Consider the following 26587-nt stretch of genomic DNA (forward strand, 5'->3'; position numbering starts at 1 on the left):
AGGATCAGAAAGCTTGTTTGAATCGATGTATTTCATCCGCAGATTATGCACGAATGCTAAGAAATCCGGAGTGCAAATATTAACCAAAAAGAAGATCGTTTTTTGATTTATGAAAGAGATCTAATATTGTTGATATTCAGATTTAATTCTGGCTTGGAATTTTTATCGATAGATATTGCCTTGGATTCCAGTGTCCAAGGCAATTCAGCATAGATCAGATGATCGGCAGGAAATTCATTCAGGTTCAGGAGGATATAAAACAAATCCATTTTATTTTCTTCTGAGACTTCATTAGAAGCAGCTTTATTTATTCAAAAGCACTGACATCACCAACACCACGACGAATCACTTCAGGCTGATCTCCTGATAAATCCACAATAGAAGTCGTACTTAATGTGCCTAGTCCACTGTCGATAAACACATCAATACGCTTACCAAGCTGCATTTCAATGTCATAAGGATCATCTAAAGGATCCGTCTGGTCTGGCAGGATGAGCGTTGAAGTGAGCAGCGGTTCGCCCAGCTCTTGAAGCAGCATCTGACACACAGGATTGGTAGGGATACGCAAACCAATGGTTTTTTTCTTTGGATGCATTAAACGTTTAGGCACTTCGCTGGTTGCCGGAAGAATAAACGTGGTCACAGCAGGTGTATTATTTTTCAGCAAACGATAGACGGCATTGTCGACTTTGGCATAAGTCGCAAGATCGGATAAGTCACAGCAGATAATGGCATATTGGTGCTTAGGTCCTAGACCACGAATCTGTGCGATTCGCTCCATCGCATGTTTATTCCCGATCTGGCAGCCAATCGCATAGGCTGCATCGGTCGGATAAACCACAACATCACCGGCACGAATACGTTCTACTGCCTGACTGATCAGACGAGCTTGCGGATTATCCGGGTGTACACGTAAATGCAGCATAAATATTCCTCCCAACCTGCCTTAAACTTATTATGAAATGCCTTTGTATAAAGTAACAATGACAAACAGGTAGATTTGTGTAATTTAATCAAGCATTTCACGTTGAAATTCATCAGATTGTAAACTTTTGCCCGCACGGGTGCAGACACAGATACAATCAATGAAACGTTTGGCATCACATGGCAGTTTGGCTTCACCACTAAAATAGCGTTGTACCTGAGCATAAACATTATCTTTAAAGCTGGAGCCATCGCCACCATCGCCGGTTAAATTGTCCAGGGACACACGGAACTTACGGCCAAATGCTTTGGAAAACATCCATTCAATCGCTTGTGGCTTGATTTCGACCTGCTCAAATAATGCTTGCTGTTCCTTGGTGCGACCATCTGGCGCATACCAATAACCTAGATCTGGTAGCAGACGGCGCTTATCACCGGCAATCGTCCAGTGACTGATTTCATGCAGGGCACTATTAAAGAAGCCATGCGCAAACTGGATCCGGGCAGGGCTATCTTTTGTTGCCGGGAAATACTCCGGTTCAAACTCACCACGGACTAAAGTGACATTTAGGTGGGAAAACCAGTGATTAAAGTGTAAGATGAGCCAATCAACCTGTTCCGCTTCTGAGGATAAATTCGCCCACGGTAAGCGTTGCACTTGCTGTAGTGAGCTGTCAGAATCGGAGGTTGAAAGTGTGCTAACGAGTGATGAAACATTCACTTCTGTTTGCGGCTGCAACAGATGCATGACTGAAATTACCCAATTGGTCTGTCTAAAAATAAGTACAAAATTGTATCTTAATCTTTGACAGAGTTCTGATGAATTTGTAGAATTGCCGCCTTAATTATGTCAGCAAATACCTTTCCGGCACAGATTGAGCCGTTTAAATGGGCTGAACAGGGCTTTAAATGGTCAGGTCAACTGCCTTTATCCCGCTTTGTTCGTATTGCTCGTGAAGCTGTTGGATCAATTGATGATCAATTGATTAACATAGACTGTAAGCTATCAATGGATGCCTATCATCGCATTGCATGGTTGGATGGTCATGTTGAAACGAAAGTTCCAATGGAATGCCAGCGTTGTCTGGAGACCGTTGAAATCGAACTCGTTTCAGATTTTCATCTAGCTCTTGTGGATGATGAGTCACTGATAGAGCGCTTGGATGAGGATGCTGATTTCATCGTCTTAGGTGAAAGTGAAGCAACGACGAAGGGTTCATATGATGCACCTGCCACCGCTGACTTACTCGCACTGATAGAAGATGAATTGTTATTGTTGATGCCGCTGTCTCCTAAGCATGACGTTTGTGAGCATAAGCATCAACCTGCCGCAGAAGAAGTTGTTGAAGAAAAACGGGATAATCCGTTTGAAGTTTTGGCAGCTTTGAAGGGTAAACTTAACTAATTTTTGTGTTATACTCATGCGTATAAGACAATCGAATTTGTTCTGATCCATTTTTTCGATATTTGTAAGGAGCCATCATGGCCGTTCAGCAAAACCGTAAAAGTCGCTCTCGCCGTGACATGCGCCGTTCACATGACGCTTTAACTGAGAATGCATTAACTGTAGACCAAACTACTGGTGAAACTCATCGTCGTCACCACGTATCTAAAGATGGTATCTACCGTGGTCGTCAATTATTCGCTAAAGCATCTGCTGAATAATTGATGATGTATTAAGCGTTAAAGCTTAGTAGAAAAAATGGGAGCGTTAAGCTCCCTTTTTTTATGCCTGATTTTATGTTCAGGTTTTGCGGCCATCATGTGAAGTCGCGGTTTTTGTTGTATTTGGCAATTACCCAAGCCAAAATTACGTGTTAAATTGCGCTCCACAATGGGTAAGGTGATCTGATCGGCCAATTTTAGGTCTAAGAAAAGATTCGCACCTCTTGAATGAAAGGATTTTATTTATGTCTGCTAAACAACTCGAACAAGCAGCTCAAGCAACTAAAACTGCATTTGTGTTCCCAGGTCAGGGTTCACAAAAAGTCGGCATGCTCGCTGAACTTGCAGAACAGTTTAGTGGTATCCGCGATACATTTGCTGAAGCATCTGAAGCGGTGGGTTTTGATCTGTGGCAGATTGCACAGACGGGTGAAGGTCTGGATCAAACCGAATTTACTCAACCGGTACTATTAACAGCATCCATCGCATTATGGCGTGTATGGTTAGAGCTGGGTGGGGTAGCACCAAAATATATGGCGGGCCATTCACTCGGTGAATACAGCGCGTTAGTTGCAGCGGGTGCTTTAAGTCTGGGTGATGCAGTCAAGCTGGTGAACCTGCGTGGTAAGTTGATGCAAACTGCTGTACCTCAAGGCGTAGGTGCAATGGCAGCGATTCTGGGTCTGGATGATGCCAAAGTGATCGAGCTTTGTGCACAAGCAACAGCAGCAGGCGAAGGTTCAGTTGAAGCAGCCAACTATAATGCTCAGGGGCAAGTCGTAGTTGCTGGTAATAAAGAACGTGTAGAAGCCGTAATGGCACTGGCGAAAGAAAATGGCGGTAAAGCGATTGCACTGCCAGTTTCAGTTCCTTCACATTGTTCACTGATGAAACCTGCCGCTGAGCAGTTCGCAACAGCTTTGGAACAAACTGCCATTGAGATGCCACACATACCTGTATTACAAAATGTAGGCGCAAAAGCAGCTGCGGACGTGAGTGAGCTTCGTCAGGCTTTGACTGAGCAGCTGTATGAGTCAGTACAATGGACTAAAACACTACAATTCCTTCAAGATGAAGGCGTTGAGTACATTGTAGAATGTGGCCCAGGTAATGTACTGGCCAATATGGCAAAACGTTTACCGAATATCGAAAAAGCACTTCCATTAGATACTCAATCTCGTCTGGAAGATGCGTTGAACACCGTATTGGTGGCAGAAGGGAAAATTGCATGACACAGGAACGTAAAGTTGCCTTGGTGACAGGTGCAAGCCGCGGCATTGGTGCTGCAATTGCACAACAATTAATTCAAGACGGTTATTTTATCGTAGGTACTGCAACTTCTGAAGCGGGTGCAGAGAAACTTAACGTACAATTTGCTGAACATGGTGCCGGTAAAGTTTTAGATGTACGTGATGGTGCTGCGATTGATGCACTGGTCAGCGATATTGAGCAAAACTATGGTCCTGTGATGGTACTGGTGAATAATGCCGGTATTACCAAAGACAATCTGTTATTGCGTATGTCGGAAGACGACTGGGATGATATTTTAAACATTCATCTGAAAGCTGTTTATCGTTTATCTAAACGTGTGCTGAAAGGTATGACTAAGGCACGTTTCGGCCGTATCATTAATATCAGTTCTGTGGTGGCGCATTTTGCTAACCCAGGTCAGGCAAACTACTCTGCAGCAAAAGCAGGTATTGAGGCATTTGGTCGCAGTCTGGCTAAAGAAATGGGTAGTCGTCAGATTACTGTCAATGCTGTTGCACCAGGCTTTATCGCGACTGAAATGACTGAACAGTTAAGTGAAGAAATTCGCAAGAAAATGAGTGATCAAGTGGCTTTAAACCGTTTAGGTGATCCACAAGATATCGCGAATGCCGTAAGTTTCCTGGCATCGGACAAAGCCAGTTACATTACAGGTACAGTCATTCACGTTAATGGTGGTTTATACATGAGCTAAACGGCACATGTATTAACTTTCCAAATTTTATAGATTCAATTAAACTAACGGCATTAAAAACGCCACAAGCAATGAGGAGAATTCCTGTGAGCGATATCGAACAACGCGTTAAACAAGCGGTTGCAGAACAACTTGGTATTAAAGTCGAAGAGATTAAAAACGAAGCATCTTTCATGGATGACTTAGGTGCTGACTCTCTAGACCTAGTTGAACTTGTTATGTCTTTCGAAAATGACTTCGACATCACTATTCCTGATGAAGATTCTAACGAAATCACAACTGTTCAATCTGCTATTGACTATGTTACTAAAAAACTTGGTTAATACTGATTTTCAGCTTTGCTGAACCTAAAGACCACCGCAAGGTGGTTTTTTTGTGCCTGTAGAATAGATATAGGGTGATTTTACAATCGATAACCTTTTGCTTACCAATGACTAACTTTGTATCTGCTGCTTTCCTTATACAAATAAGAATGATCTGATGAATAACAAGAATGGAGTCCACTATGGGTCTTTTTGATTTTGTAAAAGGCATTGGTAAAAAGAACACTGCAGCTGCGGAGCCACAACAAACACCTGCAGCAACTCAGCAAGCGCCTGCAGCTGCACCTAAGGCAGCACCGGCTGAACCTTCTGCACAGGAAATAGCAAATAAGTTGTTAGGGCATGTCAAAAGCCTAGGACTGCCAATTACAGGATTGTCGATCAGCTATAACTCAACCTCAGATCTGGCAACCGTACGCGGACAGGTACAAAGTCAGGCGGATCGTGAAAAGATTATTTTAGCGGTAGGAAATGTTGATCATGTCGCTAAAGTGGATGACCAGCTGACTGTGGCGAATCCGGAACCTGAAAGTAAGTTCTATACGGTTAAATCGGGTGATACTTTGTCTAAAATTTCGAAAGAGTTTTATGGTGATGCCAATCAGTACAACAAGATTTTCGAGGCGAATCGCCCTTTATTGAAAAATGCAGATGATATTTTCCCAGGTCAGGTACTACGTATTCCTGCCTAGTTTTAAATAATCATCAATATAAATAATAAAATTTTATTTTAAACTTATCTGATTCAGATAAACGGTTCACAACAAAGCCCCTTATGGGGTTTTGTTGTGTCTACCACTTGAACTCGGGTCAGAATTAGATTCCTACATCCAGATATGAACTTTCCTTTACTTCTTCCATCACCACATAACTATGTGAGGAAGCAGAAGAGGGGAGCTTTTTTAATAAATCCCCAAGCAGACGCCGGTAAGCACTCATTTCCTTTAGGCGGGCTTTCACCAGGTAATCAAAATCTCCCGAGATCAGATGACATTCCAGCACTTCAGGAATTTCACTTAAGTCACGCGCGACCTGTTCAAATACATCGCCCGATTTGGCAGAAAGTTTGATTTCCAGAAACACTAACAGGTTCTTTTCCAGCTTTTCCGGATTGAGCCGGGCATGGTAACCCATGATGATTCCATCGCGTTCTAGCCGCTTCACCCGCTCGGAACAAGGCGTGGTAGAGAGGTTGACCTGGGAAGCGAGTTCACTGATTGCAATGCGTCCATCGCGCTGCAGGATATCTAAAATCATGCGATCAATGCGGTCTAATTTGCGCATCTATTATTCCCTTAATTTTTAAAAATGACGCGAAAAATCTAGTGAATTTGCTGAATATATCAGTTTAAAACAGTGAAATTCACTATTGATCCAAAAATATACTGGTGAAATAAACTATAAATGTCATTGAGGGTAATGTCATGCGCGTAATTGTATTAGGTGGTGGTGTCATTGGTGTAACAAGTGCCTACTATCTTGCGCAGCAGGGAGCAGAAGTGACTGTCCTTGACCGTCAGGCAGGTCCGGCTGAAGAAACCAGTTTTGGTAATGCAGGCCAGATTTCTCCTGGTTATTCGACACCGTGGGCAGCACCAGGCATTCCATTTAAAGCAGTGAAGTGGATGTTTCAGCATCATGCACCATTGGCGATTAATGTCGATGGTAGTCTGTGGCAGTTACAGTGGATGGCCCAAATGCTGAAAAACTGTAATGCTCAGCATTATGCAGTGAATAAAGAACGTATGGTGCGGGTCGCTGAATATAGCCGTGACTGTTTACGTAATCTACGTCGTGATATCGGCATCTCTTATGAAAACCGTTCTAAAGGAACCTTGCAGATTTTCCGTAAGGAAGCACAGCTCGATGCAGTGCAACGTGATATCGAAGTGCTGAAAGAAACCGGCGTGGATTTTGAGTTGCTGGATCGTGAGCAGCTAGCTAAAGTTGAACCGGCACTGGCAGAAGCTAAAGATAAACTGGTAGGTGGTTTGCATCTGCCAAATGATGAAACTGGAGACTGCTACCTGTTCACCAATGCGCTGGCCAATTACGCCAAAGGCATGGGCGTACAATTCAAGTTTAACCAGCATGTTGAAAAACTGCTATTTGAAGGCGACCACATCAAAGGTGTACTGGTTAATGGTCAGGTGTTGACCGCAGATAGATATGTGCTGGCTTTCGGCAGCTATTCCCGTGATTTTCTGAAGCCGTTACACCTGGATCTGCCGGTGTATCCAGTCAAAGGTTATTCATTGACCATTCCAATTGTGGATCAGACTCATGCACCACAATCGACTGTGCTGGATGAAACTTACAAGATTGCATTGACTCGTTTTGATCAGCGCATCCGTGTCGGTGGTATGGCAGAGCTGATAGGCTTTAATTTGGGTCTGAATGAAGATCGTCGCGCAACCTTGGAAATGGTCACTCGTGACCTGTTCCCGGGCGGCGATATGGCGCAGGCCAGTTTCTGGACCGGCTTACGTCCAATGACCCCGGATAGTACGCCAATCATTGGACCAACACGCTTTAATAACCTGTTCCTAAATACTGGACACGGTACCCTAGGTTGGACCATGGCCTGTGGTTCAGGAAAGCTGATCAGTGATCTGGTACTGGGTCAAGCACCTGAGATTAGTACTGAAGGCTTGTCGCTGAATCGTTATCAGCAGGTTGCTTAAGCTTTTAAGGATTATCAGTTTCAGGGAAGAAATTTATGCCACGTCCAATACACGCGGTGATTCATCAACAGGCATTGCAACATAACCTGCAAGTTGCACGTTCCTGCGCACCTCAAAGCCAGGTCTTTGCAGTGGTTAAAGCTGATGCCTATGGGCACGGTATTGAGCGGGTTTATCCCGCATTAAAAAGTGCTGATGGTTTTGCCTTTCTGGATCTTACTGAAGGAAAGCGTTTGCGTGCCTTAGGCTGTGACAAACCCTTATTGTTACTGGAAGGCATTTTTGGCCTTGAAGATTTATTCGACTGCGCCAAGTACGGGATAAGTTTTGCAATTCATGCCCAGCATCAACTGGAATGGTTAAAAACCTTTGTCGACTTACAACCAGACGTACAGTTTGATGTCTTTTTAAAAATGAATAGCGGAATGAACCGACTGGGTTTTTTACCTGAGCAGTATCGTGTCGCTTTTCAGGAATTAAAAAATATTAAGCAAGTATGCTCCATCAGTCATATGACACATTTTTCCGATGCGGATGGCATGCGCCTTGGACAGGAAGGTATTGAACATCAACAGCTGGTCTTTACCGAAACCATTCAAAATCTGCCGGGCAAAACTTCACTCAGTAATAGTGCTGCCATTCTGCGTCATCATCAGCATATACAGTCAGACATTGTACGTAGCGGCATCATGCTTTACGGCAGCTCACCTGACTATCCCGCCCATACGATTGATCACTGGAACTTAAAGCCGACCATGAGTCTGCGTAGCGAACTGATCGCGATTCAGCAGGTTCGGGCAGGAGACAGCATTGGTTATGGCTCTACTTTTATAGTTGAGCAAGATATGCAGATTGGAATTGTGGCCTGTGGTTATGCGGATGGTTATCAGCGAATCACACAAACTGGAACACCAGTTTTGGTAGATGGGATTCGAACCCAAACGGTCGGTCGCGTCAGTATGGATATGCTGGCGGTTGATCTAGGTTCTGTACCTGATGCGCAGATTGGTAGCGAAGTTGTGCTGTGGGGACAATCCATACACGGCACAGTATTGCCGATTGATGAAGTGGCCGCGGGTTCGGGTACGGTTGGCTATGAGCTGATGTGTGCCATTACTCAACGTGTGCCCGTGCAGATTGAAAGCTAAAGATTAAACAAATATTAGAAATAAGAGAGGATAAAATTATGACGGAACATGCAGATATTCAGCGTTTGAACAGCAATCAGGTCATGAGTGCTGTCACCATTCACAATAAAACGGTGTATTTATCAGGGCAGGTGCCAGACAGCAGCAGTCTGGATATTCGTGGTCAAACGCGGGAAGTGCTCATGAAGATTGATCAACTCCTTAAACTGGCAGGTACAGACAAAAGCCGTCTGTTATCTGCACAGCTCTTTGTTAAAAACCTGGAAGACTTTCAAACCGTCAATGCACTCTGGATTGAATGGCTCGAGGGATGTGGCACACCAGCACGCGCAACCATTCAGGCGGATCTGGTAAATCCCGCCTGGTTAATTGAAATTGCAGTGATTGCAGCACTCCCTTAAGTTGCTTCAGATTTTTATATCTCCCAACTTGATTTTGTAAGCATATCAGGCCTGATCATTTAATCCATTAAATGAAACTGCATCTGCAATCAGGATTTCAGGAAGAAATCCGATCAGATAAGCGAAGGCTTGATGTGAAAAAGGAACCGAATATGAATACAGCCTCTTCTAAAGATGATGCATCATCATCTCCCCATGAATTACAACGTAAGCTCTCTAACCGCCATTTGCAGTTAATTGCCATTGGTGGTGCCATTGGTACAGGCCTGTTTATGGGTTCTGGTAAAACGATTGCACTGGCAGGGCCTTCAATCTTGTTTATCTACATGATTATTGGAGCCATGTTCTTTTTCCTGATGCGTGCATTAGGGGAAATCCTGTTATCCAATTTGCACTATAAATCCTTCATTGATATGGCGCATGACCTGATTGGTCCGGGGGCTGGCTATTATATTGGCTGGTCGTACTGGCTGGGCTGGATTCTGGTCGGTATTGCCGACTTAGCGGCAATTATCAATTATCTGAATTTCTGGCTGCCACCCGATATGGCTTTTACACCCATGGGACAGGCCATGATCAGTGCGGGCTGTGTATTGCTGGTACTGGGAATTAACCTGCTGACCGTGAAGCTGTTTGGTGAAATCGAGTTTTGGTTCGCCCTGATTAAAATTCTGGCGATTCTGGGCCTGATTGTGATTGGCGGATATATGATCTTCAGCGACTTCCAGGCACCAAGTGGATCGGCTGCCAGCCTGACCAATGTCTGGGCCTATGATGGTATGTTCCCTAAGGGCACAATGGGCTTTCTGGCTGGTTTTCAGATTGCGATGTTTGCTTTTGTAGGGGTAGAGTTGCTGGGTACGATGGCGGCTGAAACCAAGGATCCGGAAAAGAACTTGCCTAAAGCAGTGAATGCGATTCCTACACGGATCATCTTGTTCTATGTATTGTCTCTGCTGGTGATTATGTCTGTAACGCCGTGGGTAGAAATTCCTGCTGATCAAAGTCCTTTTGTGACTCTTTTCTTGCATGCGGGTATTCCCGTATCAGCCATTATCATGAATCTGGTGGTGCTGTCTTCTGTAATGTCTTCCATGAACAGTGGCGTGTTCTCTACCAGCCGGATGCTGTTTGGTCTGGCACGTGATGGTCAGGCACCCCAGGCTTTGGCTGAGCTTTCAAGTCGTGCAGTTCCGGCTAAAGGTCTGTTATTTTCTTGTGCCTTTATTATGGCGGGTGCAGCTTTCCAGTATTTTGTGCCGAACACGATGGAAGCCTTTACGCTGGCCAGCTCACTCTGTGTGATTCTGTTTATCAGTATCTGGGGGCTGATTATGGTGTGTTATATCCGTTACCGTAAACAGCAACCTGAAAAACATGCCACTTCGACCTTCAAAATGCCGGGCGGAATCTGGATGTCCTATCTGGTGCTGATCTTCTTGTTCTTTGCCTTAGTTATTTTAAGTCTGGAAGCAGATACCATGAAAGCACTGATGATTAGTCCGCTGTGGTTGGTGATTTTGTTCGCTACCTATCATACTTTGTATAAACCACGTCTTCGTAAATGTCAGCAAATTCTCTCCGGAGAATAAAGTGCAGACATAAAAAATCCCCGATCAATCGGGGATTTTTTATTTTAGGGAATTTTAGAAAGTAGGTTTTACCACCACTAAAATCACCACAGCAAATAAAATCAGCGTTGGCATTTCATTAAAGAAGCGCCAGAACTTGTGTGACTTGTAATGGGCATTTCCCATCAGTTTCTTACGATAATAACCACATACCAAATGGTAAATGACCAGCAAGCCAACCAAGCCGACTTTCAGATAGAACCATAAGGCTTCATGGTAATGACGCGTTGCATCACCCCAATCGACCAGAAAGTGTGCTGTGATCAGCGTGGCGACCATAGCTGGCCACATAATCCCGCGATACAGCTTGCGTTCCATAATTTCAAAGCGTTGATGACTTACGACATCTTCGCTCATGGCATGGTAGACATAAAGCCGTGGCAGATAAAACAATGCAGCAAACCAGCAAACCACAGCAATAATATGTAATGCTTTTACCCACAAGAAAGCATCAGAAGGAGCATCCATCAAGTCACCCTAAAATGGGCGGCTTAGCCTTCCCATTTTTTGAAAACGAGACAAGCATTTACGCCGCCGAAACCGAAACTGTTACTCATCACAGTATTCAATTTTGCGTCACGTTTTTCAAGTACGATATCAAATGGTTTTGCGCCTTCATCCAGTTCAGTCACATTGATGTTTGGTGCAATAAAGTCATTTTGCATCATCAGGATAGAGTAGATCGCTTCCTGTACACCTGCAGCACCCAGGCTGTGACCTGTCATAGATTTAGTCGAGCTGAGTGGAGGAACCTGACCTTCACCGAAGGCACGTGCCATAGCTTTAAGTTCAGTAACATCACCTGCTGGGGTAGAAGTACCATGTGTATTCACATAGTCAATTTTATCTACACCATGCTGTTTGGCTTCTTCTAGAGCCATCAGGATACAACGTGTTGCACCTTCGCCAGATGGAGCAACCATGTCAGCACCATCAGAGTTAGCTGCATAAGCCACAACCTCAGCCAGAATATTCGCGCCACGTGCCTGAGCATGTTCCAGTGACTCAAGCACCACAAAACCGCCACCACCAGCAATCACGAAACCGTCACGGTCTGCTGAATATGGACGAGAAGCTGTTTCAGGTGTGTCGTTGTATTTAGAGCACAGTGCACCCATCGCATCAAACAGCAGGCTTTGAGACCAGTGATCTTCTTCGCCACCACCGGCAAGCATTAGATCCTGTTTGCCTAATTGAATCAGGTTATAAGCATAACCAATGGCATCGGCAGAAGTTGCGCAGGCGCTGGTAATCGAGTGGGCAATCCCTTGTAATTTGAATGCCACACCGACGTTTGCTGTAATGGTATTCGACATGTTACGTGGTACGAAGAATGGACCAACTTTGCGTGCGCCTTTTTCTTCCAGCAATTTTGTCATTTCTACTACAGAAGCTGTCGAGTTGCCACCTGAACCACCCGCAATACCATAACGTGGATTATTCGCCAGATCTTCCTGCTTTAAACCCGCATGCTCAACAGCAGCCACAGCAGCATTATAGGCATACATCGCGCACACGCCCATAAAGCGTTTCAGCTTACGGTCAATACCATCAAAATCCTGTTCAGCAGCAGCGCTAACATGACTCTTGAAATTCAGTTCAGCATAAGTCGGATTAAAACGTGTTCCTGAAATCCCGTTTTGTAAAGAGTGATTCACATCCTCTAATGTATTACCAATGCACGAGTTAATACCCATACCAGTGATGACAACACGTTTCATCTACAGATCCTTATAGTTTATCTCTGGGGCAGCGGGAGATATTTGGCGTTGATAAGACTGCAAAATATAGCGCTGACCCCTATTTCACAATGCAGAACATCATAGCAGAAAGATTTTTGAAATCTTATGGCAAATGTTATGCCGTGTGACAGTAGGTTGAGTTTATAAAGTACTGTGTAGAGCTTTTACTAAATGAAACAGAATAAGGTTGAGATAAATGCTGACTACACCTAGTATTTATACCAAATACAAGCACGTGCATGCTGAGGTAAAAAATGGTAAATGCTAATAATAAACAATCTAATGGTCTGATTTCGAATGCCTTTGGAGTGGCGAAAAAGTTCAGTTCAACAGGTTTGGAATTGTTAAATCATGTTGCACCAGATTCTGTGACTAAAACCTTCAATACCGATCATGCTGTTGATGGCTCGGCAAAAGTCAAAAGCCCTTTTGCTTCAAAAAAATATGAAAATCCTAAAGACATGCTACGCGAACATCTTCCCAATGTTTCCCGTCAGCTGCTGGGCCGTCGTTTTAATACCGTGAATAATGTCGCGCATTTTGTTTCTCCCCAGCTGGCCGACAAAGTATCTGACTACTTTTATAATCACCTGAATCAATTCAGTAACCAGATGAGTTCGGTTGATGCCATTCTGAATGAAGCAGGGGCGAAGGATCTAGAAGAACTGACTCAGGATACTACGCGTTCACAACGCATTTCTCAGGCGTTTGCCGAACAAAATAAATGGATGGCGACAGTACAAGGTGCTGTAAGTGGCGTCACTGGCGTATTGGGAACCGCGATTGATATTCCAGCTTCTTTATTGATGGCACTGCGTACCATCTATCAAGTAGGACGTTCTTATGGTTTTGATCTGAGCAAGGAAGACGATCAGGAAATCGTACAGCATATCTTTAGACAGATTGATCTCAGTCTGATTGCAGAAAAGCAGGCGCTCTTAATGGGGCTTAAAGCGCTGAGCAGTACTTTAAAGACACATGATCTGTCCCAGCTACAGACTATGCTCGGGTCAAGCAATGATGTAGAAACACTGAAAAAATGGCTCAGTAATCAGGATGGCAGCATGAAGTGGGAATGGATGAACCATTTTCCGAAACTGTCTTTATTAGAGCAGCTAACCAAACTGACTCCATTGGCAAGTGCAGGGATTGGTGCAGTCTATAGCCATCGCTTTGTGAATGATGTGAACCAGAAAGCTCAAGAAGTATTCTCGCATGCTCGTCAGTATTTGCAGCAGCATCAGGATCTAGGTTTGTCGCCATATGCTGCCTATGAAAAAGCCGTTGACCTGCTCCAGCAGGCGACCCCGAAGCTGATGGAAAATCTTGATCATTCAGCCGCTGATAAAGATAAGCCAATTCTGGATAAAGAAATCCCAATTGAAGGCAATCAAACCATCAAGCAAGTCAAACTGGTTAAGAAAGAGCAGGAAAGCTTGAGCCCGGAAGAAGCTGAAGTGAAAAAAGATGAAAAGGTCAGTGAAGGTCTGGATGAATTGACCGATAAACTGGTTGAACATGCCGACGCTAGACAGGAACAAAAACCGGCTATTCCAAAAGATTCTTTTGATGCAGATGCAGCCCTGGAAGAAGAGCTCGGCTTGCAGGAAAATGACACAGAAATGTTACAGGCAGCCGCTGAAGAAGAGACGGATACAAACAATCCAGAAAACTCCGAGACTGCAGACAAACAAACGCAAGCTGAGGAAACTACGGAAGATGTTACAAAAAATGCTGCCACGAAATCGAAAAAATGAATGATTTTCACCATAAAATAAACGCTTAAAGTCGAGATGCGATCGTGTTTTGCCTGACTCCGGCATATTGACCGATTTTGCATCTTGACATACAATTGCATGCCCTCAAAAAGTAGTATTTTTTTGGGGCTTTTTATTAACGGGAGAATTGCCACATGGCAACAACAAATCAGTTGATCCGTAAGGGTCGTACGACTTTAGTTGAAAAATCTAAAGTTCCTGCGTTGAAGGCTTGTCCACAGCGCCGTGGTGTTTGTACACGTGTTTACACAACTACACCTAAAAAACCTAACTCAGCAATGCGTAAAGTTTGCCGTGTTCGCTTAACTTCAGGTTTCGAAGTTTCTAGCTACATCGGTGGTGAAGGCCATAACCTGCAAGAGCACAGTGTTGTTCTTATCCGTGGTGGTCGTGTTAAAGACTTACCAGGTGTACGTTACCATACCGTTCGTGGTTCTTTAGACTGTGCTGGTGTTAAAGATCGTAACCAAGCTCGTTCTAAATACGGTACTAAACGTCCTAAGAAATAATCTTTCGAGATTAAGCTCTTAGTTCTCTAGAACTGCAATCCTTTATCGTCTCGCTTGTCTGATTTCTGCATTTAATTTTGTGAAAATTCAAGCGACGTGTAGTAAGGCCAGCGAATGCACACGACACTTTGTGCTACTGCTGGATTAACCTGAAGTGTCATATTTATAGGTAGTTTTAAAATGCCAAGACGTCGCGTAGTCGCTGCTCGTGAAATCCTTCCGGATCCTAAGTTCAGCAGCCAAACAATCGCTAAATTCATGAACCACGTAATGCAAGATGGTAAAAAATCTATTGCTGAAAGTATCGTTTACGGTGCTTTAGACCGCGTTCAAGAAAAATCTAAAGTAGATCCAGTTGAATTTTTCGAGACTACTCTTGAAAAAGTTCGTCCTATGGTCGAAGTAAAAGCACGCCGTGTTGGTGGTGCTACATACCAGGTACCTATGGAAGTGCGCCCATCCCGTCGTACTGCCTTGGCTATGCGTTGGTTAGTAGATGCTGCTGCTAAGCGTTCTGAAAAAACTATGGCTTTACGTCTTGCTGGCGAGTTGCTTGATGCAGCTGAAGGTAAAGGCGCAGCGGTTAAAAAACGTGAAGATGTGCACCGTATGGCTGAAGCCAACAAAGCCTTCTCTCACTATCGCTTCTAAGCGGTTAAAACAGCCCCTATTCAGGAGGATGATGAGCCAGTTTTCGCTGTTTTGTCATCGAATCGCTTTAAGCTGCCCAGCAGCTTAAAGCGTCCTGTTTTAAACAACAAAATTTAGGAATGCAAGAAATCATGGCTCGTCAAACCCCAATTTCTCGTTACCGTAACATTGGTATCTCAGCGCACATTGACGCTGGTAAAACAACGACTTCTGAACGTATTTTGTTCTACACAGGTGAGAGCCACAAACTAGGTGAAACTCACGAAGGTTCGGCAACTACGGACTGGATGGAACAAGAGCAAGAACGTGGTATTACCATTACTTCAGCAGCTGTAACATGCTTCTGGAAAGGTATGGGCAACCAGTTCGAACAACACCGTATTAACGTTATTGACACCCCAGGACACGTTGACTTCACAATCGAAGTTGAGCGTTCTATGCGTGTTCTTGACGGTGCGTGTATGGTTTACTGTGCTGTAGGTGGTGTACAACCTCAGTCTGAAACTGTATGGCGTCAAGCGAACAAATATAAAGTTCCACGTATTGCGTTCGTTAACAAAATGGACCGTACTGGTGCGAACTTCTTCCGTGCGGTTGAACAAATGAAAACTCGCTTGGGTGCTAACCCAGTGCCAATCGTTGTTCCAATCGGTGCTGAAGAAAACTTCCAAGGTGTTGTTGACCTTATCGAAATGAAAGCGATTATCTGGGATGAAGCATCTCAAGGTATGAAGTTCGAATATGGCGACATCCCAGCTGACCTAGTTGATACTGCTAATGAATGGCGTACAAACATGGTTGAAGCAGCTGCGGAAGCATCTGAAGAGCTTATGGACAAATACCTTGAAGAAGGTGATTTGACGAAAGAAGAAATCGTAGCTGGTTTACGTACGCGTACGCTTGCAAACGAAATTCAACCGATGATGTGTGGTTCGGCGTTCAAAAACAAAGGTGTTCAACGTATGTTGGACGCAGTAATTGAATTCCTTCCAGCGCCGACTGACGTTGAAGCAATCAAAGGTATCTTAGACGACAAAGACGAAACTGAAGGTTCTCGTGAAGCGTCTGATGATGCACCGTTTGCTGCGTTAGCGTTCAAAATCATGAACGACAAATTCGTTGGTAACTTAACGTTCGTACGTGTTTACTCTGGTGTTCTTAAAGCGGGTAGCCCGGTTTATAACCCAGTGAAAATGAAACGTGAGCGTATCGGCCGTATCGTACAGATGCACGCAAATGACCGTCACGACATCGAAGAAATTCGTGCGGGCGACATCGCGGCATGTGTAGGTCTTAAAGATACAACGACTGGTGATACATTATGTGATGAAAACCACGTAATTACACTAGAGCGTATGGAATTCCCAGAGCCAGTAATTGCACTTGCAGTTGAGCCTAAAACTAAAGCTGACCAAGAAAAAATGTCAGTTGCTTTAGGTCGTTTGGCGAAAGAAGATCCATCGTTCCGCGTACGTACTGACGAAGAATCTGGTCAAACAATTATTGCTGGTATGGGTGAGCTTCACCTTGACATCATCGTTGACCGTATGAAACGTGAGTTCAACGTTGAAGCAAACATTGGTAAACCAATGGTTGCTTACCGTGAAACGATCAAAAAATCTGTTGAACAAGAAGGTAAATTCGTTCGTCAAACAGGTGGTAAAGGTAAATTTGGTCACGTATACGTACGTCTTGAGCCAATGGACCCTGAATCTGGTAAAGACTACGAGTTCGCTGAAGAAGTTGTCGGCGGTGTAGTACCGAAAGAATTCTTCGGTGCGGTTGACAAAGGTATCCAAGAACGTATGAAGAATGGTGTCCTTGCTGGTTACCCAGTAGTTGGCATCAAAGCGACATTGTTCGACGGTTCTTACCATGATGTCGACTCTGACGAATTATCGTTCAAAATGGCGGGTTCTTATGCCTTCCGTGACGGTTTCATGAAAGCAGATCCTGTTCTTCTTGAACCAATCATGAAAGTTGAAGTAGAAACTCCAGAAGACTACATGGGCGATATCATGGGTGACTTAAACCGTCGTCGTGGTATGGTTCAAGGTATGGACGATCTTCCTGGCGGTACTAAAGCAATCCGTGCTGAAGTTCCACTTTCTGAGATGTTTGGTTACGCAACTCACATGCGTTCTATGTCTCAAGGTCGTGCGACTTACTCTATGGAATTTGCTAAATATGCTGAAACTCCACGTAACGTGGCTGAAGGCATCATTGCTAAGTTCCAAGCTGGCGGCAAAAAAGGTGACGACGAGTAATCTTTCGATTACTATATTGCCTAACTAAATTTATAGTTAAAATCTAATACTCATGCAGGTTTACTGCATGAGTAATCTACAAAGGAAGATGAACATGGCTAAGGCTAAGTTTGAACGTAATAAGCCACACGTTAACGTGGGCACAATCGGTCACGTTGACCATGGTAAAACAACTTTAACAGCTGCGATTGCAACTGTATGTGCGAAAAAATTCGGTGGTGAAGCGAAAGACTACGCTGCAATCGACTCTGCACCAGAAGAAAAAGCACGTGGTATTACAATTAATACTTCACACGTAGAATACGATTCTCCAACTCGTCACTATGCTCACGTAGACTGCCCGGGCCACGCCGATTATGTTAAAAACATGATTACTGGTGCTGCTCAGATGGACGGTGCGATCCTTGTATGTGCTGCGACTGACGGTCCAATGCCACAAACTCGTGAACACATCCTGCTTTCTCGTCAGGTAGGTGTACCTTACATCGTTGTATTCTTGAACAAATGCGACCTTGTAGACGACGAAGAGCTTCTTGAACTGGTTGAAATGGAAGTTCGTGAACTTCTTTCTACTTACGACTTCCCAGGTGATGACACTCCTGTAATCCGTGGTTCAGCACTTGCTGCACTGAACGGTGAAGCTGGTCAATACGGTGAAGACGCAGTTGTAGCTCTTGTTGAAGCGCTTGACTCTTACATCCCAGAACCAGAACGTGCAATCGACCAAGCATTCTTGATGCCAATCGAAGATGTATTCTCAATTTCTGGTCGTGGTACAGTAGTAACTGGCCGTGTAGAAACTGGTGTCATCAAAGTTGGTGAAGAAGTTGAAATCGTGGGTATCAAAGACACAGTTAAGACTACTGTAACTGGCGTTGAAATGTTCCGTAAACTTCTTGACGAAGGTCGTGCTGGTGAGAACTGTGGTATCTTGCTTCGTGGTACTAAACGTGAAGACGTACAACGTGGTCAAGTACTTGCTAAACCAGGTTCTATCAAACCGCACACTAAATTCGATGCAGAAGTATACGTACTTTCTAAAGACGAAGGTGGTCGTCACACTCCATTCCTGAATGGTTACCGTCCACAGTTCTACTTCCGTACAACTGACGTAACTGGCGCGATTTCTTTGAAAGAAGGCGTTGAAATGGTTATGCCTGGTGACAACGTAGAAATGTCAGTAGAACTAATCCACCCAATCGCAATGGACCCAGGTCTACGTTTTGCGATCCGTGAAGGTGGTCGTACAGTTGGTGCTGGTGTAGTTGCTAAAGTAACTGCATAATCACTGATTGTGTGAAAAAAGCGTCCCTTTGGGGCGCTTTTTTTATATCTGTGAATTCAACTTACTCATTTTCAAGCATATTTAAATTGTCTAACAATATATTTACAAGCTGTCCTTAAGTGATATTTCACTGACCTTATCTGCCCTTATGTGAAAAATTCAACGCAGTAATATAACTATAAGAATTTTAATAATTAGATTTCAGCTCTATATAGAACTGATGGGAGTAAGTGTATGAATGCTCAAGTGAAAATTACCAACCGTGCAGGTGCAAGTTTTCCGGTACGTCGTATGAGTTTTGATTTTGATCAGGTGTCAGAATACTGGATGAATGGTTCAGCAGGACTGACTCACTTTATGACTGCACTCTCTGCACTATTCCCGGCAGGCGAAAAATTCTTTATTGATTCTGTTCGCGCTGTACGTCAGCATCCAGCAATTAAGGACAATGAAGCATTGCAAAAAGAAATTTCTGCCTTTATTGGTCAGGAAGCCATGCATACCCAGGAACATGTTGGTTTTAATGCTTCAGCGCAACGCCATGGCCATGACGTTGATACGCTAGATCGTTATACTGACCGAGTCATTCAAACTGCACGCAAAATCTTCGCGGCAGTCGGTAAGCCAGTCGGTATTACCCAGGAAATGGTCGACCTCACTGCGACGACTGCACTAGAACATTTTACTGCGACCATTGCATCTCAGTTACTGACCAATCAGCATATTCAGGAACTGATGAAAGATGACACCATGAAAACCATGTGGCTCTGGCATGCAATTGAAGAGAATGAACATAAGGCCGTGGCCTATGATGTATTCGAAGGTGTTTTCGGTAAAGGTTTAAAATCTTATCTACTGCGTACCACTTCACTGGTTGCAGCGATGGTCACGCTATTCTTTGTACAAAGCTACTTCGTATTGCGTTTATTGAAAGAAGACCGTCAGTTAAGTCTTGGAGCTTTAAAAGAAATCTATACTTATGGTTATAGCCCATCTAAAGGAATTATTACCGGTATGGGTAAAGAAATGCTGATGTACTTTAAACCTGGTTTTCATCCAAATGATCATGACACCCATAGCTTATTACAAAGCTGGAAACAAAAACTGGGCCTTTAATTTAAAACTAGATTAAAAGACTGAAGAGCAACCTAAGTTGCTCTTTTTTTTGCTCGATTTTTTAAATAAAGTTTCTATAATGCGGAGGTTAATTCTAGATAAGATGAACGAAGATGATTCGTTTGATGCAAGCTGCGGATGTACCAGCCGTTGCCAAGATTGAAACCAAAGTACAATCCCATCCCTGGACCTTTAAACAATTTGAAGATGCTGTTACTGCCTATCAAAGCACTGTGATTGAACAAGCAGGGCAAGTCGTAGGGTTCTGCATTTTACAGCCGGTGTTGGATGAAGCCAATTTATTACTGATGGCAATTGATCCTGCGCAACAGGGCAAAGGTTTAGGTTATCAGTTGCTAGATGCCTCAATTGCATTATTGAAAAATAGTCCAGTACAAATCTTTCTGGAAGTACGGGAAAGCAATACTGCTGCAATTAAACTGTATGAAAAAACCGGTTTTCATCAGATTGATCTGCGCAAGAACTATTATCCGAATTCGAATGGCACTCGGGAACATGCCATTATTATGGTGAAGTCCTGTACTGATGATTTTGCCAGCCTGTTTAAATAATATTCCAGCTCTTATTTGACGACTAAATTACTTGATGATGGGATTATTCCATCCGCTAGGCAAGGTCGTCATCAAGGAGTTTCCCAGATGTTCAATCTCCACAGGGGTAAGGGTACGGTTTAATCGGCGCCATTGCCCGTCAATCAATAATTCAAGTGGCAGGTATTGAGACTTGTAGTTCATTTTGGCTGAATGTGGCACCCAGTAGCCCAGATAAACAAACTGTAAGCCAAGTTTTTGAGTGTGCTCAATCTGTTTCAGAATCGCAAAGGCACCAAGGGAACGGCGGTTCTCATCAGGATCAAAGAAAGTATACACCGCTGAAACGCCATCATCGAGCAGGTCACAAGTCGATACACTGATGAGACGGTCATCTTTCCATAATTCCAGAAAGAAACTATCGGTACAGCTTTGCAGTAAAAACTTTTCGAACTGGTCACGGCTAGGTGGATACATATCACCATCTGCATGACGTTCATTAATATAACGTTCATAGAGGGCGTAATGTATATCTGTGGCCTGTTCAGGATGGGTAATTTTAACCGTCAAATCCTGATTACGTTTCCAGGCTTTTTTTTGCGAGCTGTTCATTTGGAATTCATGAACAGGAATACGTGAAGATAAACATTGACGGCACAGGTGGCATTCAGGCCGATAGACAAAATCACCACTACGACGGAAACCGGTACGAGAAAGCTCGGACAGCGTCACTACATCAATACGATGCGCTGGATCAAGAAAAACCATGCGCGCGGACTTGTTGGGCAGATAGCTACAATCATGCGGCGGCGTAATATAATACTGTAAATCGTTCAGCAGGGACTGTGGTTGATAAGAGTTCATAACAAGTGCCCTCTGTTATTTTCATTCACTTAATCGCGCAGACTGCGCTATTGTTTTACTTGAAAATACACCGTCTTGATACTTTTTCCAATTGATCGCAAGCTGTTTTATCACATCTTGTAACGATTTAAGATATGTGTGGCGAGAAATTGTACAGGCACCTAGACTCATCAAGTGATCATTCACCAATTGACAGTCAATCCAGGGCAACTGATTTTCTCTGCCAATCAGCATTAATGTATAGAAAGCCATTTTAGAAACATCGGTTTGGGTACTAAACATAGATTCACCGAAACAGCCCTTGCCGATAGTCACCCCATAGAGTCCACCTACTAGGCGATCTTCATCCCAAACCTCAATACTATAACCATAACCCGCATTAAACAGGTCGCAATAACCTTGAATGATCTCTTCACTAATCCAGGTCTCATCTGCATAAGCGCGAGGCAATGAGCAGGAACGGATGACTCTTTCAAAAGCATGATTCACCGTAATTTTATAATCCTGTTTTTTCATGCTTCGAAGCAGGGATTTACTTGGATGATAATCTTCTGGCCGAATAATACAGCGTGGTTCCGGACTCCACCAGCAGATCGGATCACCTTCAGAAAACCAGGGGAAGAGACCATGGGTATAGGCCTCATACAAAGTAGAAGGGGAGAGGTCTGCACCGATACAAATCAGGCCTTCACCCTCAAGATCTGCTTCTTCAGGATTGGGGAAAATGTACTGTGAAGGAGGAAGAAGATGCATGCAGAACCCTGATCTTGAAATAGACTGTTTTTATCATACATAAAAAAACCGCCCATGATGGACGGTCTTTTTATTTTCGCTGCTTAGTCTAATTTACCCATTGCATCGAGATATTTTTCTGCATCCAGTGCCGCCATACAGCCTGAACCTGCAGAAGTAATCGCCTGACGGTAGATACTGTCTGCGATATCGCCTGCAGCGAATACACCCGGGATAGAGGTTTGGGTGGCATTCCCTGCGGTACCACTTTGAACCTGAATATAACCATCACGCAGTTCTAGCTGGCCTTCGAACATAGTGCTATTTGGTTTATGACCAATAGCAACAAACAGACCTGAAACTTCAACATCCTGAGTTGAATCATCTTGGATGGATTTCAAACGTACCGCAGTGACGCCAGTGGTATCACCCAACACTTCTTCTACCTGATGATTCCAGATAATACTGATTTTGCCTTCTTTTTCTTTTTCAAAAAGATGGTCTTGCAGGATTTTTTCAGAACGCAACGTATCACGACGATGAACTAGGGTCACATGAGAAGCGATGTTAGAGAGATATAACGCTTCTTCAACAGCGGTATTACCACCGCCCACAACCATCACTTTTTGCTCTTTATAGAAGAAACCGTCACAGGTTGCACAAGCGCTCACGCCTTGACCCATAAATGCAGCTTCTGATTCCAGACCCAGGTATTGCGCAGTTGCACCAGTACAAATGATCAGGGCATCACAAGTGAATTCTTCCATATCGCCTTTGAGAACGAATGGACGAACGTTAAGGTCAACTTCATTGATGTGATCATAGACAATTTCAGTACCAAAACGTTCTGCATGAGCCTGCATACGTTCCATTAAAGCTGGACCTGTCAGACCTTCAGGATCGCCAGGCCAGTTATCTACTTCAGTCGTTGTGGTTAATTGACCACCCAGTTGCAGACCTGCAATCAGGGTCGGTTTTAAGTTTGCACGCGCTGCATAGACTGCTGCGCTATAGCCAGCAGGGCCAGAACCTAAAATAATCAGTCGTGAGTGACGTGCGCTCATTCGCTGTATCCTTTTTTATTTAGAAATTTATTGAATTATACGTGAAACTGTATAACAGTGGTGTGAGATTAAAGTCGATATTATTGATCATCGAAATCGATTTGGGCTATATAGAAGAAGTACACAATAATGCATCTTTTTTGATGCAACAGGTGCATAATATGCATTTTATTGCGACGCTTTTTTTGAAGCATACCAGCAAAAGAATATTCATGAAGAATTGGTTACAGGACAGTATATGACAGCGGTGTCGAGTGCCTATGCACAGCGCTTAGTAATGACATTATTTTTAGTCTCATTTGGGATTTATCTGTTTCTTGCAACAGTGACCTATACACCATTTGATCCGGGGTGGATGCATATCTCTAGTGATACGCAGACAGTTTCAAATGCCAGTGGGGTTGCAGGGGCCTGGATTTCAGACCTGTTATTTGGTTTTCTCGGTTGGGCAAGCCTGCTGATCCCTGTGTATCTGTTTATGGAAGCAATCCAGGTCTGGTGGCCGCGCAGCTTCCTGAACCGTCCATTCCGTTATGCTGCCCAATTCTTCCTGTTATTGACTACATCGGCGTTGCTGTTCCTGTTCTGGCAAGTTCCAGCCGATACGCTGGATAATTCTTCAGGCGGGATCATTGGCTATGAACTGGGCCAAAGTCTTGAACAATTACTAACTGTCTATGGCGCAGCTTTTTTCTTGCTGGTGCTTTGGGTGGTTCTGTTTACCTTGGCATTTGGTGTGAAATGGAACAAGACCTGGAGCAGTCTCAAGGCAACACCTGCTTATCTGCAAGACCTGTTCTACCGTAATGTGCCAGAAGGTATGTCTGATTTTGACCGTACCGCACCTGTAATTAAAAAAGAAGCGGTAAAAGCAGCTGCCAAAAAAGTGACAGTACCAGTCACTGCCGCACCTGAGCATGATCTGGTAGAAGTCGACCCTGTAGTTCGCGATCATGTCGCTGAACGCCTGTTTGAGGATTTTGCAGATAAAGAATCGCACCAGCCTCACCACTATGAAGAAGATATTTCTGAACCTGTACAGACATCAGCTTCAGAACCTGTTCAGGAACAAGCACCGCGAACAGTAGAGCCGGATCGTGTGGTGGCAACAGGGGAGGTGTGGCGTGCGTTACATTCCAATGAAGACCAGCGTCACAAGCAGGATATCGATGCTTTGCTTAAAGCTGCAGAAGAAGAGCAAGCTGATTTTTCTCCTGATGCATTTGCAGCTGCGTCAACGAATCACAATGCTCATGAAGTGACATCATCATCTACCGCCAAGAATAATCTGGACTGGGATGATGATGAAATTTTTGATGAGTTATTGGCCGCAGTCCCGCAAGGTAAAACCGCAACGGATGTGCATAGCCCGTTCAATTCAGCAGCAGCTGAAAAATCCCTCAGAATTGTAGAAGATGCTGGAACAATCAGCTCAACTGCGGCTGCTCCACTTATGGCTGCACATGCGATTAAAAATACCAGCCTGGAAGCGGACTTTGAGGATCTGGACGATTTACTGGTTGAAGCTGATGAACCAAAACCTGCACCTGTACGTGCATCAAGTTATGCCCAGTCTTCTGCTTTTGTTCAGGCACCGATTCAGCGTGTAGAGACAGCAGCTCAAACCGCAGCGACCAATGCAGCAGTTCGGGAAGCATTGTCCAAAGAAGAATTTATTGAAGCTTGGCATGAAACTGCCGGTAAGCCTCAGGATGAAGACGAGTTTGACTTCGATGCGCCACTGACCGATGCCGCTGGTCGTCCAATGTCACGTGCCATGCAGGTCGCTGAGCGCCGTAAAGACCTGTCACCATTGCCGGGTCTGGAATTGCTGGATAAAGTCGATCCGAACAAAAAAGTGAATTTCACTGAAGAGCAATTATCCCGTTTATCAGAACTTCTGGAAATCAAGCTTCAGGAATTTAACGTTAAAGCCAAAGTGGTCGAGGCTCAGCCAGGCCCAGTCGTGACCCGTTTTGAACTGGACCTTGCGCCTGGTGTGAAAGCTTCCAAAGTCACTAATATTTCACGTGACTTGGCTCGTTCGATGTCAATGGCTTCAGTACGTGTAGTCGAAGTTATTCCAGGTAAGCCTTATATCGGCATTGAAGTTCCGAACAGTAGCCGTGAAATGGTGCGTTTGATTGAACTGGTACAGATTCCAAAATTCAATGATCCAGATGGCATTTTGTCGATGGCCATGGGTAAGGATATTTCGGGCAATCCGGTGATTACTGAACTAGGTAAAGCACCGCATATGCTGGTAGCAGGGACTACGGGTTCTGGTAAGTCGGTGGCGGTTAACTCGATGATTCTATCGATGCTATTGAAGTACACACCAGACCAGTTACGCCTGATCCTGATCGATCCGAAACAGCTTGAATTGGCCAACTATAACGATATTCCACACCTGTTAACCCCAGTTGTGACCGATATGAAAGATGCAGTCAGTGCCTTGAACTGGTGTGTGAATGAAATGGAACGTCGTTACAAACTGATGTCTTTCCTGAAAATTCGTAAGCTCAGCGACTATAACCGTAAGGTAGAAGAGGCGCTTGCCAATGGTGAAGAGCTATTTGATCCAACCTGGAAAGCGAGTGAATCAGTCGCAGGGGAACGTGCACCGCGCTTAACGCCATTGCCATCGATTGTGATTGTTGCCGATGAGTTCGCGGATATGATCATGCAGGTCGGTAAGAAAGCTGAAGAGATGATTACCCGTCTGGCACAAAAATCCCGTGCTGCCGGTATTCACCTGTTACTGGCAACTCAGCGTCCCTCAGTAGATGTGATCACTGGTCTGATCAAGGCGAATATTCCGACACGTGTCGCACTTCGTGTGAACTCGAAAATCGACTCACGTACCATTCTCGATGCAGGTGGTGCAGAAGATCTGCTCGGTCATGGTGATATGCTGTTCCTTGGCCCGGGTAAAATTGAGCCGGAGCGCGTACACGGTGCCTTTATTGCCGATGATGAAGTGAACCGGATCTGTGATGCATGGCGTGAGCGTGGTGCGCCTAACTATGTGGATGAGATCCTGACTCCATTTGATGAAGAACCGTCTAGTCGTGGCTTTGAGGATGGTGGAGATGGTGGATCGGATCGAGATGCGCTGTATGACCAGTGTGTAGCCTTCGTCTTGGAAACCCGCAAAGCATCAACTTCATCTTTGCAGCGTAAGTTCAGTCTGGGTTATAACCGTGCTGCACGGATCATTGACCAGATGGAAGAAAATGGCATTGTCAGCTCAATGGGTGCCAATGGGAAGCGTGAGATCTTGGTTTAA

Annotated in this window: 27 protein-coding genes; 18 read left to right on the top strand and 9 right to left on the bottom strand. The window is 44.3% G+C overall.

Translation table 11 applies throughout. The annotated features are described in order from the left end of the window. Window positions 1–107: 107 nt before the first annotated feature. The 3 genes from FTV25_RS06910 to FTV25_RS06920 form a co-directional block, all read right to left on the bottom strand. Complete coding sequence (locus tag FTV25_RS06910; protein ID WP_180002404.1) at window positions 108–269, bottom strand: hypothetical protein; 162 nt, start codon at window positions 267–269, stop codon at window positions 108–110. A gap of 38 nt (window positions 270–307) precedes the next feature. Then, window positions 308–925 carry an L-threonylcarbamoyladenylate synthase gene (locus FTV25_RS06915; protein ID WP_004783309.1) on the bottom strand — a complete coding sequence of 206 codons (618 nt, stop codon included), beginning with the start codon at window positions 923–925 and terminating at the stop codon, window positions 308–310. Between the two features lie 84 nt (window positions 926–1009). After that, entirely contained in the window at window positions 1010–1672 is a 663-nt protein-coding gene (locus FTV25_RS06920) for an elongation factor P hydroxylase (RefSeq protein WP_180002405.1), read from the bottom strand. 99 nt (window positions 1673–1771) lie between these two features. Here FTV25_RS06920 and FTV25_RS06925 point away from each other — a divergent pair, with 99 nt between their 5' ends. The 6 genes from FTV25_RS06925 (at window position 1772) to lysM (ending at window position 5567) form a co-directional block, all read left to right on the top strand. After that, the gene (locus tag FTV25_RS06925; RefSeq protein WP_004783305.1) at window positions 1772–2329 is read left to right on the top strand and encodes a DUF177 domain-containing protein; all 558 of its coding nucleotides are present in this window, start codon (window positions 1772–1774) and stop codon (window positions 2327–2329) included. A 77-nt stretch (window positions 2330–2406) separates the two neighbouring features. Continuing rightward, on the top strand, window positions 2407–2589 hold the full coding sequence (gene rpmF / locus FTV25_RS06930) for a 50S ribosomal protein L32 (protein ID WP_004783304.1): 183 nt from the start codon (window positions 2407–2409) through the stop codon (window positions 2587–2589). Between the two features lie 245 nt (window positions 2590–2834). Continuing rightward, window positions 2835–3821, top strand: coding sequence for an ACP S-malonyltransferase (gene fabD / locus FTV25_RS06935; RefSeq protein WP_180002406.1), 987 nt, complete (start codon window positions 2835–2837; stop codon window positions 3819–3821). Next, on the top strand, window positions 3818–4552 hold the full coding sequence (gene fabG, locus FTV25_RS06940) for a 3-oxoacyl-ACP reductase FabG (RefSeq protein ID WP_180002407.1): 735 nt from the start codon (window positions 3818–3820) through the stop codon (window positions 4550–4552). Before fabD ends, fabG begins: the two co-directional genes overlap by 4 nt. 86 nt (window positions 4553–4638) lie before the next feature. Next, window positions 4639–4875 carry an acyl carrier protein gene (gene acpP / locus FTV25_RS06945; RefSeq protein ID WP_004783299.1) on the top strand — a complete coding sequence of 79 codons (237 nt, stop codon included), beginning with the start codon at window positions 4639–4641 and terminating at the stop codon, window positions 4873–4875. A 182-nt stretch (window positions 4876–5057) separates the two neighbouring features. Next, window positions 5058–5567, top strand: coding sequence for a peptidoglycan-binding protein LysM (lysM, locus tag FTV25_RS06950; protein WP_034701613.1), 510 nt, complete (start codon window positions 5058–5060; stop codon window positions 5565–5567). A gap of 124 nt (window positions 5568–5691) precedes the next feature. Here the strand turns inward: lysM and FTV25_RS06955 are convergent, their stop codons facing one another. Next, window positions 5692–6159: an Lrp/AsnC ligand binding domain-containing protein gene (locus FTV25_RS06955; protein ID WP_180002408.1), complete on the bottom strand. Its 468-nt coding sequence runs from the start codon at window positions 6157–6159 to the stop codon at window positions 5692–5694. A 140-nt stretch (window positions 6160–6299) separates the two neighbouring features. Between FTV25_RS06955 and FTV25_RS06960 the strand changes: the two genes are divergently transcribed. The 4 genes from FTV25_RS06960 (at window position 6300) to FTV25_RS06975 (ending at window position 10700) form a co-directional block, all read left to right on the top strand. Beyond that, on the top strand, window positions 6300–7559 hold the full coding sequence (locus FTV25_RS06960) for a D-amino acid dehydrogenase (RefSeq protein WP_180002409.1): 1260 nt from the start codon (window positions 6300–6302) through the stop codon (window positions 7557–7559). Window positions 7560–7594: 35 nt separating this feature from the next. Next, complete coding sequence (gene alr / locus FTV25_RS06965; protein WP_180002410.1) at window positions 7595–8707, top strand: alanine racemase; 1113 nt, start codon at window positions 7595–7597, stop codon at window positions 8705–8707. Window positions 8708–8745: 38 nt separating this feature from the next. Continuing rightward, complete coding sequence (locus tag FTV25_RS06970) at window positions 8746–9108, top strand: RidA family protein (protein ID WP_034701622.1); 363 nt, start codon at window positions 8746–8748, stop codon at window positions 9106–9108. A 152-nt stretch (window positions 9109–9260) separates the two neighbouring features. After that, the gene (locus FTV25_RS06975; RefSeq protein ID WP_180002411.1) at window positions 9261–10700 is read left to right on the top strand and encodes an amino acid permease; all 1440 of its coding nucleotides are present in this window, start codon (window positions 9261–9263) and stop codon (window positions 10698–10700) included. A 54-nt stretch (window positions 10701–10754) separates the two neighbouring features. On the opposite strand, the gene FTV25_RS06980 is transcribed toward FTV25_RS06975, so the two are convergent. Continuing rightward, window positions 10755–11207 (bottom strand): CopD family protein, encoded by a 453-nt coding sequence (locus FTV25_RS06980; RefSeq protein WP_179992879.1) that lies wholly within the window; start codon window positions 11205–11207, stop codon window positions 10755–10757. A gap of 23 nt (window positions 11208–11230) precedes the next feature. Beyond that, complete coding sequence (locus FTV25_RS06985; RefSeq protein ID WP_005234293.1) at window positions 11231–12460, bottom strand: beta-ketoacyl synthase N-terminal-like domain-containing protein; 1230 nt, start codon at window positions 12458–12460, stop codon at window positions 11231–11233. A 275-nt stretch (window positions 12461–12735) separates the two neighbouring features. Between FTV25_RS06985 and FTV25_RS06990 the strand changes: the two genes are divergently transcribed. The 7 genes from FTV25_RS06990 to rimI all read left to right on the top strand — a co-directional run bounded on the left by FTV25_RS06990 (window position 12736) and on the right by rimI (window position 20659). Next, a complete protein-coding gene (locus FTV25_RS06990; RefSeq protein WP_180002412.1) occupies window positions 12736–14238 on the top strand; it encodes an EcsC family protein in 1503 nt (500 codons plus the stop codon). Between the two features lie 155 nt (window positions 14239–14393). Continuing rightward, window positions 14394–14768, top strand: coding sequence for a 30S ribosomal protein S12 (rpsL, locus tag FTV25_RS06995; protein ID WP_004783283.1), 375 nt, complete (start codon window positions 14394–14396; stop codon window positions 14766–14768). 180 nt (window positions 14769–14948) lie between these two features. Then, window positions 14949–15419, top strand: coding sequence for a 30S ribosomal protein S7 (rpsG, locus tag FTV25_RS07000; RefSeq protein WP_004783282.1), 471 nt, complete (start codon window positions 14949–14951; stop codon window positions 15417–15419). Window positions 15420–15550: 131 nt separating this feature from the next. Further along, window positions 15551–17686: an elongation factor G gene (gene fusA, locus FTV25_RS07005; RefSeq protein ID WP_159123545.1), complete on the top strand. Its 2136-nt coding sequence runs from the start codon at window positions 15551–15553 to the stop codon at window positions 17684–17686. A gap of 94 nt (window positions 17687–17780) precedes the next feature. Next, the gene (gene tuf, locus FTV25_RS07010; protein WP_179991967.1) at window positions 17781–18971 is read left to right on the top strand and encodes an elongation factor Tu; all 1191 of its coding nucleotides are present in this window, start codon (window positions 17781–17783) and stop codon (window positions 18969–18971) included. A 234-nt stretch (window positions 18972–19205) separates the two neighbouring features. After that, a complete protein-coding gene (locus FTV25_RS07015; RefSeq protein WP_180002413.1) occupies window positions 19206–20087 on the top strand; it encodes a metal-dependent hydrolase in 882 nt (293 codons plus the stop codon). A 113-nt stretch (window positions 20088–20200) separates the two neighbouring features. Next, window positions 20201–20659 carry a ribosomal protein S18-alanine N-acetyltransferase gene (gene rimI / locus FTV25_RS07020; protein WP_180002414.1) on the top strand — a complete coding sequence of 153 codons (459 nt, stop codon included), beginning with the start codon at window positions 20201–20203 and terminating at the stop codon, window positions 20657–20659. A gap of 27 nt (window positions 20660–20686) precedes the next feature. Here rimI and FTV25_RS07025 read toward each other — a convergent pair whose 3' ends face one another. From FTV25_RS07025 to trxB, 3 genes are all read right to left on the bottom strand, one after another. After that, window positions 20687–21502, bottom strand: a complete 816-nt coding sequence (locus tag FTV25_RS07025; protein ID WP_005234302.1) for an arginyltransferase — start codon at window positions 21500–21502, stop codon at window positions 20687–20689. A gap of 21 nt (window positions 21503–21523) precedes the next feature. Beyond that, window positions 21524–22255: a leucyl/phenylalanyl-tRNA--protein transferase gene (aat, locus tag FTV25_RS07030; RefSeq protein WP_180002415.1), complete on the bottom strand. Its 732-nt coding sequence runs from the start codon at window positions 22253–22255 to the stop codon at window positions 21524–21526. An 83-nt stretch (window positions 22256–22338) separates the two neighbouring features. Further along, complete coding sequence (gene trxB / locus FTV25_RS07035; protein WP_180002416.1) at window positions 22339–23298, bottom strand: thioredoxin-disulfide reductase; 960 nt, start codon at window positions 23296–23298, stop codon at window positions 22339–22341. Window positions 23299–23536: 238 nt separating this feature from the next. Here trxB and FTV25_RS07040 point away from each other — a divergent pair, with 238 nt between their 5' ends. Beyond that, window positions 23537–26587: a DNA translocase FtsK gene (locus FTV25_RS07040; protein WP_180002417.1), complete on the top strand. Its 3051-nt coding sequence runs from the start codon at window positions 23537–23539 to the stop codon at window positions 26585–26587.

Source organism: Acinetobacter sp. YH12249, from assembly GCF_013417475.1.
In the GTDB taxonomy this organism is placed as follows: domain Bacteria; phylum Pseudomonadota; class Gammaproteobacteria; order Pseudomonadales; family Moraxellaceae; genus Acinetobacter.